Annotated in this window: 13 protein-coding genes; 8 read left to right on the top strand and 5 right to left on the bottom strand. The window is 37.7% G+C overall.

The window, feature by feature from the left end:
* Positions 1 to 117 precede the first annotated feature (117 nt).
* The 7 genes from ACF3OC_RS15550 to ACF3OC_RS15520 are packed head-to-tail and all read left to right on the top strand — an operon-like array spanning position 118 to position 9,335.
* A complete protein-coding gene (locus tag ACF3OC_RS15550; RefSeq protein WP_094257946.1) occupies positions 118 to 3,147 on the top strand; it encodes a tetratricopeptide repeat protein in 3,030 nt (1,009 codons plus the stop codon).
* Between the two features lie 12 nt (positions 3,148 to 3,159).
* Complete coding sequence (locus ACF3OC_RS15545; protein ID WP_392469759.1) at positions 3,160 to 4,875, top strand: hypothetical protein; 1,716 nt, start codon at positions 3,160 to 3,162, stop codon at positions 4,873 to 4,875.
* Positions 4,876 to 4,912: 37 nt separating this feature from the next.
* On the top strand, positions 4,913 to 5,971 hold the full coding sequence (locus ACF3OC_RS15540) for a hypothetical protein (protein ID WP_392469756.1): 1,059 nt from the start codon (positions 4,913 to 4,915) through the stop codon (positions 5,969 to 5,971).
* Between the two features lie 38 nt (positions 5,972 to 6,009).
* Positions 6,010 to 6,708: a MotA/TolQ/ExbB proton channel family protein gene (locus tag ACF3OC_RS15535; RefSeq protein WP_094257763.1), complete on the top strand. Its 699-nt coding sequence runs from the start codon at positions 6,010 to 6,012 to the stop codon at positions 6,706 to 6,708.
* Positions 6,709 to 6,737: 29 nt separating this feature from the next.
* Positions 6,738 to 7,145 (top strand): biopolymer transporter ExbD, encoded by a 408-nt coding sequence (locus ACF3OC_RS15530; protein WP_094257762.1) that lies wholly within the window; start codon positions 6,738 to 6,740, stop codon positions 7,143 to 7,145.
* A gap of 56 nt (positions 7,146 to 7,201) precedes the next feature.
* Positions 7,202 to 8,023 carry an energy transducer TonB gene (locus ACF3OC_RS15525; RefSeq protein ID WP_094257761.1) on the top strand — a complete coding sequence of 274 codons (822 nt, stop codon included), beginning with the start codon at positions 7,202 to 7,204 and terminating at the stop codon, positions 8,021 to 8,023.
* Between the two features lie 10 nt (positions 8,024 to 8,033).
* A complete protein-coding gene (locus ACF3OC_RS15520) occupies positions 8,034 to 9,335 on the top strand; it encodes a bifunctional folylpolyglutamate synthase/dihydrofolate synthase (RefSeq protein WP_392469752.1) in 1,302 nt (433 codons plus the stop codon).
* Here ACF3OC_RS15520 and ACF3OC_RS15515 read toward each other — a convergent pair.
* The 5 genes from ACF3OC_RS15515 to ACF3OC_RS15495 form a co-directional block, all read right to left on the bottom strand.
* The gene (locus tag ACF3OC_RS15515; RefSeq protein WP_094257759.1) at positions 9,322 to 10,344 is read right to left on the bottom strand and encodes a type I asparaginase; all 1,023 of its coding nucleotides are present in this window, start codon (positions 10,342 to 10,344) and stop codon (positions 9,322 to 9,324) included. The two genes, ACF3OC_RS15520 and ACF3OC_RS15515, sit on opposite strands and share 14 nt — an antisense overlap.
* A gap of 3 nt (positions 10,345 to 10,347) precedes the next feature.
* Positions 10,348 to 11,142 carry a TatD family hydrolase gene (locus ACF3OC_RS15510; protein ID WP_094257758.1) on the bottom strand — a complete coding sequence of 265 codons (795 nt, stop codon included), beginning with the start codon at positions 11,140 to 11,142 and terminating at the stop codon, positions 10,348 to 10,350.
* A 109-nt stretch (positions 11,143 to 11,251) separates the two neighbouring features.
* Positions 11,252 to 12,244 (bottom strand): FKBP-type peptidyl-prolyl cis-trans isomerase, encoded by a 993-nt coding sequence (locus ACF3OC_RS15505; RefSeq protein ID WP_094282332.1) that lies wholly within the window; start codon positions 12,242 to 12,244, stop codon positions 11,252 to 11,254.
* A gap of 28 nt (positions 12,245 to 12,272) precedes the next feature.
* On the bottom strand, positions 12,273 to 13,280 hold the full coding sequence (locus ACF3OC_RS15500; protein ID WP_392469748.1) for a bifunctional oligoribonuclease/PAP phosphatase NrnA: 1,008 nt from the start codon (positions 13,278 to 13,280) through the stop codon (positions 12,273 to 12,275).
* Between the two features lie 117 nt (positions 13,281 to 13,397).
* Positions 13,398 to 16,046, bottom strand: coding sequence for a PQQ-binding-like beta-propeller repeat protein (locus ACF3OC_RS15495; RefSeq protein WP_392469745.1), 2,649 nt, complete (start codon positions 16,044 to 16,046; stop codon positions 13,398 to 13,400).
* A 132-nt stretch (positions 16,047 to 16,178) separates the two neighbouring features.
* Here ACF3OC_RS15495 and ACF3OC_RS15490 point away from each other — a divergent pair, with 132 nt between their 5' ends.
* Positions 16,179 to 16,568 carry a DUF423 domain-containing protein gene (locus ACF3OC_RS15490; protein WP_094257945.1) on the top strand — a complete coding sequence of 130 codons (390 nt, stop codon included), beginning with the start codon at positions 16,179 to 16,181 and terminating at the stop codon, positions 16,566 to 16,568.
* The last annotated feature ends 25 nt before the right edge of the window (positions 16,569 to 16,593 follow it).

Genomic DNA, 16,593 nt, shown 5'->3' with positions numbered 1-16,593 from the left:
ATTCAAGTTATCCATTAATTTCGTAAGTTGAAGGAATTGTATCATTTATCCAAGGTGTTTCCCTTCAAAAAATCGTAAAAACTACAGAAGCATTCATTAAAAGGAGTATTCAATCATATGTATAAAAAAATTTACCAGTTAGGTGTGGCGATGAGCTTATTGAGTACACCGGTATTGGCACAACATTCTGCATGGCAAGAGGTAAATAAGGCCTACAAGGACGGCCTCGAGCTATACGAAAGAGGGAAGTTTAGTTCGGCAGCAAAGCAATTCGACAAGTTTGAGGAGATCAGAACCAAGTCATCTCTTCAATTGGATGAAACTAAGGAACTAAGCCTACTGAAAGAGAATGTTAGATTTTATCAGGCCGTATGTGCTTTAGAATTAGGAGAGTCTGATGCTGAAAATCGCTTTTTAAAATACATTAAAGATTATCCAGCAAGTGCAAATTCAAAAGCCGCTTACTTCCAAATCGGAAAATCCTACTATGCTCAAAAGGATTATCCTAAAGCCATTGAATGGTTTGAAAAAATTGATAGCAAAAATTTAGCCGGCGCAGAAAATACTGAGTATAGATTCAAATTAGCTTATGCTAAATTTATGACCGGCGATTATGAATCCTCCAGGCCAGTATTCAACGAATTAAAAGACCAAAAAGGCCAGTACCAAGAGGCCTCAATTTATTACTCAGCTTACCTGAGCTATTTAAACCAAGAATATAAAACTGCATTGAATGAGTTTGAAAGACTGGAAGGTTCTAAAACTTATGAAAACAGTTATCCATATTACATCACTGCCCTTTACTTCTTAGATAAACGCTATGATGATGTATTAGCTTATGCACTTCCTAAACTTGAAACTACCAAGCAAGAAAGTGAAACGGAGATGTTTCGAATTATTGCAGCAACGTATTTCATTAAAGGAGACTTAGCAAAATCAAAAGATTACTATGATAGATTCCAGGCTCAAGATCAAGGTAAAACTCAAAATAATCAAGATAGCTACCAAATCGGTTACATCAATTACAAATTGGGTGAATACGAAAAAGCAATCTCTGAATTAGAAAAACTTGAGGAACCGGATGCATACTTCCAAAGTGCAATGATCACTTTAGGGGATGCTTTCTTGAAAACAGGAAATAAACAAAGCGCAAGAAATGCTTTCTTCAGAGCTTCAAAACTTGATTTTGATCCGCAGTTAAAAGAAGAAGGTTTGTTTAACTATGCGAAGTTATCCTACGACTTAGAATTCCACCAAGTTGCCTTAGATGCGATCAATGAATACATGCAAACGTATCCAAGGTCGAAGCGTCAGGAAGAAGCGAAGACTTTATTGGCTGAGGTATTGTTGAGTACTAAAAATTATCGTGCTGCGGTAGATGTATTGGAAGATCTTCCAAATAGAGGAAAAGACGCAAATGCAGCTTACCAAAAGGTAACTTATTACCGTGGTTTGGAATATTATAATGAACGTGCATTTGAAAATGGTATTTCCATGTTCATGCGTTCTGAAGCAAATCGTTACGATGAGGAAATCTATGCTTTAGCGACCTATTGGAAAGCTGAAGCGATGTACGAAGTACGAAAATACAAAGAGGCAGTTGCTGCCTTCAATAAATTCTTGCAATTACCGGCAGCTAGGAAAACAGATGTTTACAACTATGCAAATTACGCATTGGCATATGCCGCTTTCAGAGCTGACAACTACAGTACTGCAGCGAACTACTTTGAACGCTTCCTAGCAGGTGGTGGTAAAGATGGTATTGACTTGAATACAAGAAATGATGCTATGGCTCGTGCCGCTGACTCTTACTTGGCAATCAAGAATTATAGCAAAGCAGCAAATTACTACGATCGCTTGATCTCTTCCGGAGCACAAAGTCAGGATTACGCTTTATTCCAAAAAGGTATTTTATTAGGTCTTCAAGGGGATAACAATGGTAAGATTGCCACCTTGAATTCTGTAATGGCGAAGTATCCGAAATCCAATTATGCGGATGATGTGGCATTCGAAGTTCCTTATACTTACTTCTTGATGGGTGATCACGACCAAGCAATTGCAGGTTTACAAAAAATGGTAGAACAATACCCAAGAAGTTCTTATGTGCCTAGAGCATTGACGACAATTGGTCTTGTTCAATACAATAAGGATGATAATGATGCTGCTTTAGCAACATTCCAAAGGGTAGTAAATCAATACCCAACGACGGATGAAGCTAAACAAGCATTGGCATCGATTGAAAATATCTACTTGGATAAAGGTGATGCTTCCGGTTATATCCGTTACGCAACAAGCACCAATATCGGTGACTTGAGTACTGCTGAACAGGATGCTCATACTTTCTCGATCGCACGTACTCTATTTGATCGCGGAAACTGGCAGCCAGCTATTGAGGCGGTGAATGCTTATTTCGATAAGTTCCCTAAACCAATTCATGAAAAACATGCTCGTTTTATCCGTGCTGAAAGTAACGCCAATCTAGGGAAAGATTCTGAAGCTATGCATGACTTCAATATCATTATGAATGACTGGACTTCAGCATACACCGAACGTACCTTGATCTCAGTTTCGAAATTGCATTTAAGAAATAAAGCATACAACGAAGCAGTTCAGGTATTGAAGAAACTAGAATTGACTTCTGAATATAAAGAGAATTACGGTTGGGCAGTAAATAACCTATTGGTAAGTTATTTCAATATGGGTGATTATGCTGAAACTTTGAACTATGCGAATATCATTAAGAAGTATGAAAAATCTTCAGAAGAGGATATCGCAAAAGCTCACTTGTATGCAGCCAAAGCTTACTTGTCAACATCCAAAGGTTCTGAGGGCATGAAGGAATTAAACTTGGCAGCGTTGAAGTCTAAAACTGAAACCGGTGCTGAAGCAAGATTCTTGGTTGCTGAACAACAATTGAAAAATAAAAATTACGATGGTGCTATTAAATCAGCACTAGATATATCTGATTCCTTCTCTTCGTACGATTATTGGGTAGCAAAAGGATTTATCGTGATGGCACAAGCTTATCAAGGTAAAGGCGATAAATTCCAAGCTAAATCAACTCTGGAAAGCGTAATTGATAATTACGAAAACAAAGAGGATGGTATATTGAATGAAGCGAAACAACTATTAGAAAATATTAAATAAGAATAGGAAAAGATGAAGTTGAATACTGTTTTTAAACAATCTGCTATATTAACCTTATTGTTGGGGATGGGGGTAGGTGCTTATGCTCAAAAAAGAGATACCACAGACCGTCCTGTAACATTGGATTCATTTGATATCGTTCGTGATTATAGACCTATTCTTGCTGATGCAGTAAAAATCCGTCGTAGTCCGGATATGTCAAATAAAAGGGAATACATGCCTAAGTTGAACTATGGCAATGTTCCTGATAAAAAATTGGATATCAATACAGGTCTAAGTGAATTGCAAATAATGGAAACCCCATTTTCAAAAATCTTGGATCACAAAAGTAACTATGTAAAATTCGGTGCTGGAAATTTCAATACCATTTTAGGCGAAGCTTACTTCGCAGTAGAAGATTATGAAGATATTCGTTTCGGTGGTTTTGTAAAACACCTAAGCCAAAAAGGTAATCTTGAAGACCAAAAATTCTCTAGACAGGAAGTTGGAATCTTTGGACGCCGGATTCTCCCAATGTTCACCGTAGATGGTGTAATTGGATATAACGGCTTTGGAACTCGTTTCTACGGCATTCCAACAGATTCTGATGGAAATACCTTGAACCCAACCAGGGAAGCACAAAGATTTAATGATATCTATTTTACAGGTGAATTGACTAGTAATTATGATCCTCCAAATGAAGATGCATTGAGCTACTCAGTTAAAGCTGATGCCTATACTTACAATGATAAGTATGATGCTAGAGAGAGTTCTATTGCTCTTTCTGGTTACTTAAATAAACGTTATCGTGCTTTCAACGCAGGTGCTAACCTAGCATTGGACTATAATGGCATCCAAGGCGTGAATACAGATAATGGAAAGTTGAATAACTCAATAGCTTCAATCAATCCTTACATCCGCTTTAAAGGTGATAATTATAACATTACTTTAGGAGCAAATATCGTTTCTGAATTCGGTGATAATTCTAGATTCAATGTTTTCCCTGAAGCAGAAATTGATTTCGCATTAGCGCCTGAGTACTTCTATATTTTTGGAGGTGTAACAGGTAATGTTGAAAAAGGATCTTTCCGCGATTTTACTCGTATCAACCCTTACTTGGGTCCTAAAGCAAATATTCAAAACACGATTGAGCGTATGAATATTTACGGAGGTATCAAAGGTAATGCAGGAGCTACTTTCGGATATAAGGTGAAAGGTTTCTATAGAAAGGTTGAAGGATTGGCGATGTTCATTAATAATCCTGAAACGCCTTTCAACTTTGACCTGATTTATGATGGTAATGGCGATGATGCCGTAAAACATATCGGTATTGAAGGTGAAATCAATGTGAGATTATCAGCTTTGGTAAATTTAGGTGGTCGTCTTAACATTGACCAATACACTATGGCTGAGCAAGAAGAAGCTTGGCATTTACCAAAAATGAGATTAGCAGCAAATGCAAGATTCAATATTTCTGAAAAGTTATTTATTGATGCTGAAGCGCTTTTCCATGGTAATGCTATTGCTCGTGAACCTATCTTTGGGAACACCACAACTGATATTTTACCTTATAATAAGGAAACAATACCTTCGTTCTTTGATTTAAGTGCAGGCGCAGAATATAAAGCCACTCAATATTTAGGAGTATTTGTGAAAGCCAATAATATGCTGAACACAGAATATTCTCGTTATTTATATTATCCGAAATTAGGATTTAATATATTAGGTGGTTTAAATTTTTCGTTTTAATCTAACAAACTTTAAATTTGCAGCAGCAAAGAAATAAATGGATTTAGGAAGATACATTCATCAGCTATTAAAGCATAGAAACGAAGTGTATGTGAAAGGTTTGGGCGTATTCAAACGAATTCATACACCATCTGTTTATGATGACCGAAGAGGAGTGTATTTACCTCCAGTAACATATTTGGAATTTGACGGTAAGTCTACCGAGGGGGTTGACTTCATTGATTACATTCAACAATCTAAACAAATCTCCAGACAAGCTGCCGATGCAGATGTTCATGATGCGGTTCTTAACCTCCTTGAAAATATTAAGGAAAATGGATCTGCTTCTTTGAACCATTTAGGTCAATTGATAAAACATGGTCCATCCTTGGTATTTAAAGCTGAGGATTTAAGTGGTTTTCAATTGCAACCAATCGAAGGGGCTGCAAGCCCAGTTCCTGAAACTATGCCGGTGGAAGAACCGGTAGTAGCCGAGGAACCTGAAGAAGAGAAGCTGGTTGAAGTACCTCAAGAGGAAGTCATGGTCGAACAAGCTCCTGTTCAGCAATATGGACAAGAGATTTTGGAGGAACCTCAAAATACAGGTAAACAAAAATGGTATATTTGGGCCGCGGTGATAGCAATCATTATTATTGCAGGCTTATTTTATATGAATCATACTAATAATGCACGTCTTGCTGCCAAACGTGCTGATAGTATTCTTAACTCGCAGATTATTGAACCCGAAGAAACGAAAGAACCTTCTCAGGATTCTATTGCATTGAATACCGTCGATAGTACCAATTCAGCAATTGCGACAAATAATGATAGTGTTGCTACAACAACAGGAAAAAAGGTTTATAACCCTTTGATTCCAGCAAATCACACTTATCAGATTGTCATTGGAACACATGGAACGCTGGCTCAAGCTTATGAACAAGCTGAGTCATTTAATAAAGCGGGAATTGAATCCGTTCGTGTAATTCCTAGTAACCTCGCTCATAATAAGAAAAAGGTAATTTGGGATTCCTACGAAACAAAAGAACAAGCTGATTCAGCACTCAAATATGTGCGGAAACATTATGTTGCGGATGCTTGGCATCAAAAAATTAAATAAGTAAATCAATCAAACAGCAAAAAATACGTTATTAAACTATGTCATTAGTACAAAACCCGGCAATCGTTGATACATTGAATCAAGTTCAACAACAACCTGTAGCTTTAGCTACGACAGACAATCTTAACCTACTTGAACTTCTGATGAAGGGTGGGTGGATTATGGTTCCTATTCTATTGTTATTCTTCTTAGGATTGGTAATTTTCTTTGAACGTTATTTTACCATTCGTAAGGCAAGTAAATCTGAAGGTGGATTATTAGCATCTGTTAAAAGTAGTGTTCTTTCTGGAAAGATCGATGCTGCAATGGCTGCTTGTCGTTCTAACAATTCTGCTTTATCAAGAATGTTGCAAAAGGGATTGACCCGTGTTGGTCGCCCAATTAAAGACATCGAAGGTGCTATTGAAAACCAAGGTAAACTTGAGGTTTCTCGCCTTGAAAAAAATATCAATATCCTGGGAATTATCGCTGGTATTGCACCAATGCTTGGTTTCGTAGGAACGATCTTCGGAGTAATCCAAATCTTCCGTGATGTAGAGATGGCTGGTGGTATCGATATCGGTTCTGTATCCGGTGGTCTTTATGTAAAAATGATTGCTTCCGCATCTGGTCTTACCATTGGTATCTTAGCTTATATTGGTTACCATATCTTGAATATGATGGTAGAGCGCTTAATCTTGCGCATTGAAACGGATGCTATTGAATTTATCGATTTATTGGATGAGCCTAGCATGTAAGCTGGATTAATCCTTTATTGAAACTTAACATGAATTTACGTAATAGAAGAAATAAACCCGCTGCAGAAGTACATACAGCTGCCCTGAATGACATCATGTTCTTCTTGATGTTGTTCTTCCTGTTGGCTTCAGCAGTATCTAACCCACAAGTGGTAAAATTACTTTTACCTAAATCCAGTGCTGGTGAACAGTCGGTCGCTAAAAAAACAATGACCATTTCCATCACAAGTGATTTAGTATACCATGTGGACAAACAAGCCGTGCCTTTAGAAAACTTGGAATCTTATATCCAATCCAATATTGCAACTGGTGAAGAACTAACTGTTATGCTTTATGCTGATAGTACCGTGCCAATCCAAAATGTAATCTCGGTAATGGATATTGCAAATAGACTAAAAGTGAAAATGGTATTGGCAACAGAGCCTAAGAAAGATTAATATTTTTATTAAACGTTTCTGGCTTTTTATGGTCGAATTAGAAGAGACTAAGGAAAATGTACTACAATCAATATCGTGAAGATAACAATCTTCCTAAAGCATTAGGAATTTCTACACTGGTCATGGCAGGTCTAGCTGTCATTGGCTTTTTTATTGTATTTGGTCAAAATCTTCCAGAATATGGTATGGGTGGTATCATTGTAAACTATGGTACTTCGCCGGAAGGTATGGGAGAGGATTACATGAGTGTGGATGAACCATCTATGGATGAGAATGCCAACAATGTAAAACCAGATAAAATAGATCCTAATTCTACACCTATTCCTACGCCTTCTCAGCAAGTCGCTGATAAAGTCGTAGCAACTCAGGATGTAGAAGAAGCCCCTGTTGTCCCTAAGTCAGAAAAACCTGTTAAAGCAAATGCTGAACAGGCAACTACTGAAAAGAAAAACGCAACTCCAGCTGTAAATCCTAACGCTTTATATAAAGGTAAAAAGAATAACGCGCAAGGAACTGGTGATGGTACTGGATCTACTCCAGGAAACCAAGGTTCTAAACTTGGAGACCCATTGGCAAGTAACTATGGCGAAGGTGGCTCTGGTTTCGGAGATGCAATGCTCTCTCTAGAAAACAGAAGGTTTACTGTGCCTCCAAAAATTGATGACAATGGCCAACAAACTGGGATTGTTAAAATTGAATTTACTGTCGATAAAAGTGGTAATATCATCCGGGCCAGACAGGCTAAGGGTACTACCATTGCCGACTATAGATTAATCGAGAAGTGTATCCGTGCCGTTGAACAAGCACGTTTAAACTCTCTTCCAAATGCCCCTCAAACCCAAACAGGGCTTATTACATTCAGATTTAGAGTAAGATAATTCTTATAATATGAAAACATTTGCAGAGGTAATCGAGTATTTATTTGCTCGATTACCTATGTTTACACGTGATGGCGCTTCTGCCATCAACCCTGATGTCGATAAAACACTTTTATTCTGCCAAGCATTAGGAAACCCTCAAGATCAATTCAAATCAATACATATTGCCGGAACTAACGGAAAGGGATCAACATCTCATATGCTGGCCTCGGTACTGGCTGCTTCGAACCTGAAGACTGGCCTCTATACCTCTCCACATTTAGTGGACTTTCGGGAAAGGATACGAATCAATGGCGAAATGATTCCTCAACAATGGGTGGTGGATTTCGTGAATACTCATTTGGATTTTATTGAAAAAGAGAAACCTTCTTTCTTTGAAGTAACCGTGGCTATGGCCTTTGATTACTTCGCAAAAGAAAAAGTGGATATCGCTGTTATAGAAGTGGGATTGGGAGGTAGATTGGACAGCACCAATATCATCAATCCTGAATTATGCGTCATTACCAATATTGGAATGGACCATATGAATCTGCTAGGGGATACCTTAGTGGAAATTGCTGGAGAGAAAGCAGGAATTATTAAACCAAATGTGCCGGTTGTTATCTCTGAAAAGCAATCTGAAATTGAACATGTATTTCTTGAAAAGGCAAAGCTAGGGCATAGTCCTATCTTCTTTGCAGAAGATTATTATGAAGTTCATCAGGTGGAGAAGAGGCAAACAGGAATGGATATTACCGTAGAGAATAGACAAGATCAAGAATGTCATACCTGGCATTTAGACTTGGCAGGTTCTTATCAGAAAAAGAATATTCTCGGCGTTTTGACTGCTATTGACCAAATCAAATTGATGGGCTATGCGTTGTTCGAAGAAAATATACAGGAAGGCTTGGCAAATGTTCAGGAATCAACGGGATTGAGAGGCCGTTGGCAAACACTATCTACTGACCCTTGGATTATTTGTGATACTGGCCATAATGAGGATGGAATCAAAGCCGTGGTTAGAAACCTGAGTACTTTAAATTTCAATAATCTACATTTTGTGATTGGAGCAATGAAGGATAAGGACCTTTCCCATATCTTACCATTATTGCCAAAGCAGGCTACGTATTATTTTGGAGCCCCTAATATGCCTCGTGCCATGAAAGCTGCTGATTTAGCAGAAATGGCCCATTCCTTTGGACTTAAGGGGGATGATTATCCTTCTATTGATGCCGCTTATGAAGCCGCACGCAATAGCTATCAAGAAAATGACCTTATTTTTATCGGTGGAAGTACTTTTGTCGTTGCGGAAGTTTTAACTAATCATTTTTAGTTAATTCCCCGCGTAAACTTTGCTGTATCCAATGCGCAACCTCTTCCTGGCTCTCTATTTCGCCCTGAAGATACATTAGCTTGGTTACAGCAGTTTCAAAGGTCATATCATAACCATTGAGCACTCCAATGCATTGAAGACCCTGAGAAGTCTCATATCGGCCGAGTTCCACGGAACCAACCTTGCACTGCGAAATATCCAGAATATTTTTACCCGATTTTATTGCCCCTTCCAATAACTCCAGAAACCATGAGTCCGTCATCGTATTGCCACTGCCAAAAGTCTCCATGACGATACTTCTAACATCGGAATTCAATACCGCCTTGATGGTTTCTACACTAATCCCTGGAAATAATTTCAAAACCCCAACACGATTGTCGATATGGTAATGACAGATAAAATCTTTACCCTCATTATTCGCTAAAACCTCATCATTATAGCGGATGTGGATTCCCGCTTCTGCCAATACTGGATAATTCGGCGAACGAAAAGCCTCAAACTTATCCGAATTGTATTTGAATGACCTATTACCGCGGAAAAGCTTATTGTCAAATAATATACAAACCTCTTGAATAATAGATTTCCCATCTTTTTTTGCCGATGCAATCTCTAAGGCAGTCATTAAATTCTCTCTGGCATCCGTACGTATTTCTCCGATGGGTAATTGTGACCCTGAGAAGATAACAGGCTTTTGTAAACCTTCTAATAAGAAGCTTAGCATCGATGCTGAATAGGCCATCGTATCGGAACCATGAAGTATGACAAAGCCATCATATAATTCATAGTTGTCCTTAATGATCTTGGCCATTTCTAGCCAGATGCTAGGACGCATATTTGATGAGTCAATAATAGGATCAAAGGAATGTACAGTCAGTTTATAATTTAAACGGCTTAGGTCCGGTAGATTTTTTTCTATCAATTTAAAATCGAATGGAATAAAAGTCCCTGTTTCGGAATCCTTAACCATACCTATGGTACCACCTGTATAAATAATAAATATATTGTACATTAATTAAATCTTAAATATTTGTTTCGAATTATGAGTTGTTACTTCAGCTACTTTATCAAGGCCGGTTTCATGAATGTCTGCTACTTTTTGCGCGATATGCAATAAATAGCTGCTTTCATTTTCCTTGCCTCTGAAAGGTACCGGTGCTAAATATGGTGAATCGGTTTCTAGTACAATATGCTCTAAGCTGATTTCCTTGACAACAGCGTCAAGACCCGCTTTTTTATAGGTTACAACTCCACCGATTCCAAGTTTGAAACCTAAGTTAATCGCTCTATGGGCTTGCTCTAGGCTCCCTGTAAAGCAATGGAATATGCCAAATAACCGCTCATCTGCCATCTCATCCAATACGGCAAAAACTTCATCGAAGGCTTCTCTACAATGAATAGAAATGGGTAGTCCCAAATCCTTCGCCCATTGAATCTGCTTGCGGAAGGCATCCTGCTGAATCTCTAAAGTCGATTGATCCCAGTAAAGGTCAATCCCTATTTCGCCAATGGCATAGATCTTCGATTCCTGAATCCGGGCATAAATTTCATTTAATTGCTGTGCATAATCCTCTTTCACATCACATGGATGCAAACCAAGCATAGGGAAACAGTTTTCTGGATAGGCGGCTACCGTTTCAAAAACTTTATCCATGGACGATACATCAACGTTTGGAAGAAATAATCTTTTTACACCATTGGCAAAACAACGTTCCATTTGTTCCTCCAATTTCTCGCTCCCCGCCTGATAATAAATATGAGTATGGGTGTCAGTTAATGTCTGATTTTTTAAATCAAATTGCTCTTCCATGGTCGCAAAGTTAATATATTGTCAGTGAATCTTATTCTGTTGTATAAAAAAACGCAGTTCTCATAATGAAAACTGCGTTTTATTGTGAATTTTGTAAAATTATTCCTTATTAGTTGATAGGTGTTTCCAATGGAGAACCTGCTTGTGGGTTTACTTGTGGAGTATCTCCTTTTGGACCCGCAATAATATCAATAACTTCCACATCAAATACCAATGGTGCATATGGAGGAATTAAGTTGCTTTGCTGACGTTCGCCATATCCTAATGATGATGGAATAATGAACGTAGCTTTGCTGCCTTTTTTCAATAATTGAAGACCTTCAGTCCATCCTTGAATAACTGGTGTATGACCAATACGTACGCGTAATGGCTCGTATTGCTTCATTGGATGTGAAATTTTCTCTTTCTCTGCTACTGCTTTAAGACTTGTATCGAAAACTTTATCATTTGTTAATCCTCCAGTGTAGTTGATTACAACTGTATCTCCAACAACTGGATTTGCACCTGTTCCTTCTTCTTTAATTACATATTGTAAGCCTGAAGCAGTTTTCTTAGGTTGCAACTTGTTTTTCTCTACGTATTTAGCAATTTTACCTTCCTCAGTTTTTTTCAAACCTTCCATCTCAGCTAAATAATATTTGTTTACTTGATCAAATAATGCTGAATCTGTTAAACTACCTTTTTTGAAAAGTTTCTTAACCTTGATAGTGAATTGGATGTATTTATCTGCAAAATCAGGTTTTGGTTGTCCTGTTCTTGCTGCCATAGTATCTAAGTTCAATTTGAATGTAGCACTATCACCTTCACCTAACATCTTTAAAATGGAGTTGTTATCTCCTGGGTAACCGCCTTGAACCAATGAATCAGGAATTACTGGTGCAATTTGCGGTAATCCTAAATCATAAGTGCTTGCTAATAATGAGTCACGGTCAGTCTTTACAATAATGTCCATCGCAAGAACATCTCCACCTACAGCCTTATCGCCGCCTTTATCCTCGAAAAACTTATATTCTAAACCACCTTCTCCTTTTTTGAAGCTTTGGCATGATGAGGCTAGAAAAAGACCAGCTAATGCTGTTAATACTAAAATCGATTTTTTCATTTTTTTATTTATAACGCTTATTATATTCTTATGTTAAATAATTCTTATACTCCGGAAGTATGGACTTGAACTTCGCTACTACATCCTCCAACTTATCCGTTGAATTCCCACCAGCTGCATTCAAATGCCCCCCTCCATTAAAATATTTCCTGCAAATCTCATTGCATGGGATTTCCCCAATCGAACGCAAAGATAATTTAATTAATTCAGTTCTATCAACAAATAAACCTGCTAATCGAATCCCTTTGATCGATAAGGCATAGTTCACTAATCCTTCTGTATCACCTGTACTCACATTGAACTTAGAAAGGTCTTCTTTCGTCAAGGAAAATAAGGCTGTATTATACTCCGGTATAACCTCTAAACAGTTCAGTAGACTATAGCCTAAGAACTTTAAACGGTTTTCTGTGGCACTATTGTATATGTTTTCGTGAATTTCCCAATTCTTCGCACCCGCATCTATCAGGTTTGCAATAATGTGGTGGACCGCAGAAGTGGTCGACCTAAACCGGAATGAACCCGTATCAGTCATGATTCCTGCATAAAGACAGGCCGCAATTTCAGCATTGATTGATGCCTTATCCTGGTAAACATCCGCAATAAAGGTATATACCAATTGCGCAGTTGCAGCAGCACTCGAATCCCAATATTCTACAGTCGCAAAATCCTCAGGATCCAAATGATGATCAATCATCCATTTTTGACCCTTCGCCTCCCGAATAACTGGCTCCAAAATATTGGTCCTTGATAATGCGCTGTAATCTAAACAAAAAATAATCTCCGCCTTATCAAATAGCTGTTGAGAATATTCCGTCTGACTAGGATAGTATATCAAGTCTTCAAAACCTGGCATCCAATCTAAAAAGTTTGGAAAATCTGAAGATAATACCACATGAACATCATGACCCTTTCCTTTTAGCCAATGATATAACCCCAGCGATGATCCTAATGCATCCCCGTCAGGTTTATGATGTGTTGTGATAATAATCTTTTTAGGTCTAGATAGCTCTTGTAAATATTCTTCTCCTTGTAGCATACTTTTTTTGTGAATGCAAACCTAATGAAAAAAAGTCTGCAAATAAAAATTTTTAAAGCTTAAAATAAATTCTGTATTGAAAAATTTATCCGCCCAAATCAATTGAAAATTAATCGGTTAATGCTTGAATGCATAGATTTTGAAATCTCGTTTAGTCGTCAATAAGTAATTGCCTGAATTATAATTGATCTTACCGTAATAAAATAACGGCAAGCCTTCAACTGGAAAGCCATCTGCTAAGGTTCCATTCTCATTGAATAAATAAACCAGATTCTCCTGATCCGCAATCCCTAATTGAAACATACTGCTCGAAACCGGATAAAATACTGGCTCGGAATCAATATCTTGAGTGAATGTATAATCAAAAACCTGTCTTGGAGTCTCTCCCAATTCAAAAACCTGAAGATAGGACCCATCAATAATTACCAATTCTGGCGCTGTGGTGCCATTAATGTTTTCAAAATAAGCTGAATAGCCCTTTTTCCAATCCCCATTTAAGACAACCTTACTGCTACCGTCTGAATTAATTTGGTATAATTTTCCTTCATTATCAGCAGCGTAAAATTCGTAACCATTTTCTTTCTGAACAACTCCTAAGGACCCTACAAAAGTAACATCTCCAGGTAAGTCAATTTCTTTGGTTTTATTACCTTGTTGATCAAAGAAGTAAACTCTTCCAAAACTACTAGCCACAACCACTTGTTGATCAACAAACTGGATTTTTCCTAAAATATCACCTTCAATATTCGCATTATCCCAACCGCGAACTGGTCCTCCATCCATATCATAAGCCATGATCTTGTTTTTGGAAGGAATAAACATTACTTGCTGTCCCCCAAAATCGGCAACCGTAGGAGCCTCACTAGGCTCTGAACTAACACTTGTAGAAAATCCTTGCAAGGTTTTCCCATTGCTGTCAAAACGATATAACCTCCTCCGATCTGTTACCAATACTAAACTTCGATCTGCAAGTTGACTTACTTTGCCAACAATTCTTCCCGAAAACACGGTTGACCACAATTTATTGCCTGAAGGGTGAATCGCATGAACCGTATGATCTTGTTCCTGAACCAAAATAAATTCTGAAGTGTCTGAATGCTCAAATACATATGGCCCGTTGATTAATCGGCTACCCATCGAATAGGTCCAATCCGGAGTTACTCCTAAACGATTCTTGCTCTTGTAAATCGCATAAAACCGACTTAAGAAATTTCCACCGTTTCCCGATAGTTGCAGAGACCAAGAATAAAAGTCTTTAAATCCATACTCTTTATCATCCCTAAACTTGCGACTGTATTCTGATTTTAAAGTGTTATTAATAAAATTCTCACCGTTCTTGGTGTTGATAAAGAAGGTAACATTCGCCTCATTCCCCTGAATTTGTTCGTAATTTTTAAACCCTAGACTTCCAATTAGAAAATCCTTGTTCTTCCATTTACGAACATATTCTTGTACGGTTGATAGCTGGTTTGCCATTACTAACATATCATTGATCCGCACAAAATAAGGCCGAGAGAAATCCTTCATCCCATCGCCAAAATAACGATATGGGATATTCGCATACCTGAATCTATAGGTGCTATCACTAATGTTCTCAGCAATATTATTGATAATGTCATCTAATTTAGAGCTGTCCTGAATGGTGACAAAACCCAAATAATCCGAGTTACTCTGTTCTGCAACCGCAAAATTCCCCGCTAAACTTGCTTGGAAATCTGCCAATAGACCTTCTCGGTTATTGTTGATTTCGGTAGCTTGGCCCTGTAACTGCTTGAAATTATCCTGTTTCGACTGCCATATCGCCAAATCCTCAAACCATGTCTTCGAATCACTAAAAGAATACTCCACATACATCATGGTATTGGATGGAAAATAATTATATAATCGCTGGCTGGTCTTACTTTGATTAGCAAATAATGCAATATACTCTTGTTCCTTATCACGAAGCTGGCTTTCTCCGGTCAACATCAAGGCATCCTGCTTAAAGTTGATATTCCAAACCGTTTCTCCCTTCAAATTCACAAATTGCCTCAAGAAATCCCCAGGACGATTATCCTTGAATACAGATATCAAGGCTGGGATATTTTGCTGCGGAATGTAAACAGTAAAGGGAGCATTTCGATTATTATGCTCATTGAAAAAGGTGACTTGGTCTTCTTTTAGTTTTTCTACCTTTTTATCATTGACCTTGACCAGCAAACCTTTATTGAAACTGGAGAAAAAAGTGTTTTCCTGATAAGCCACATAAAAAATAGAATCCAATTTCTTGTCATCCTTGAATGTGCTGTCAGGTTCTAGGTTTTTGAATTCATAGATCCGGATCCCCGCAGTATCCTGAGTGCTAACCTTGTATTTTTTACTTAATGTTAGAAAGGTCTGATCCAGTTGGGCCTGGTCAACCTTGTCTAAACTATGAATACTAAATAAAGTGCTGATTCCTTTTTTTTCGGGGTGAAAAGACATTAAAATCTCTGCACCGCCGACTAATGGCGATAATTCTTTGTTACGAAGTAGGTTTTGTTTCAACTGTTTGAGCTCATGCATGGCATGCTTTCCTAACATGGCTTCAAAAATCTCGAAATCCTTAAAGATATTGTCTGTCGTGGCATCATTTAAAAATGAAGCAATGAGGTAGGTGTCCTCAGGCAAATGTTGTACTGGTCCTACGTATTCTTGCTGTTCCTTGTTTAAATCCCCAAAGTAAAACACCGACGCTACCACCACCGCAATAAATAGAAGGATTGAAACAATTATTGTATTTCTCATGAACGAAAAGTCTTCCTTTTGTTTGTTTAAATATTCAATATAGACAAAATTGCAAAATTAGAAGTGCTTTTTAAGAAGTTATTTTATACATTTATAAACGAAAAATCATATGCGATTATTTTAGCTTTCTTTATGAATAAACAAATTATCCTAACTGCTGCTTTTTTTGGTTTGTTAGCTGTAATACTTGGCGCATTCGGTGCTCATGGACTTGAAGGTAAAATCTCTGATAAACAACTAGAAACATGGGGAACGGCTAATCAATACCATTTTTATCACACCCTAGCCCTTCTTTTTCTGTCCACTTTCTCTAGAGCGAAAAGTCAATCCATTAAAGTTTCTTACATCATGTTTACCCTAGGTATCATCCTTTTCTCAGGATCTATTTACCTGTTAAGCACTAGAACCCTACTTGGAATCGAAAATATCTCCATTATTGGACCAATTACTCCACTCGGTGGACTTTGTTTTATGGTCGGATGGATCGCCTTATTTATTGCGGCAATGAAAAATAGAGCATAATTTAAATACATTTAGTTTCCAATAC

Source organism: Sphingobacterium cellulitidis (assembly GCF_043187465.1).
GTDB classification, from domain to species: Bacteria; Bacteroidota; Bacteroidia; order Sphingobacteriales; family Sphingobacteriaceae; genus Sphingobacterium; species Sphingobacterium cellulitidis.
The sequence above is the reverse complement of the archived record's forward strand: the minus strand, read 5'-3'. Positions and strand labels throughout refer to the sequence as shown.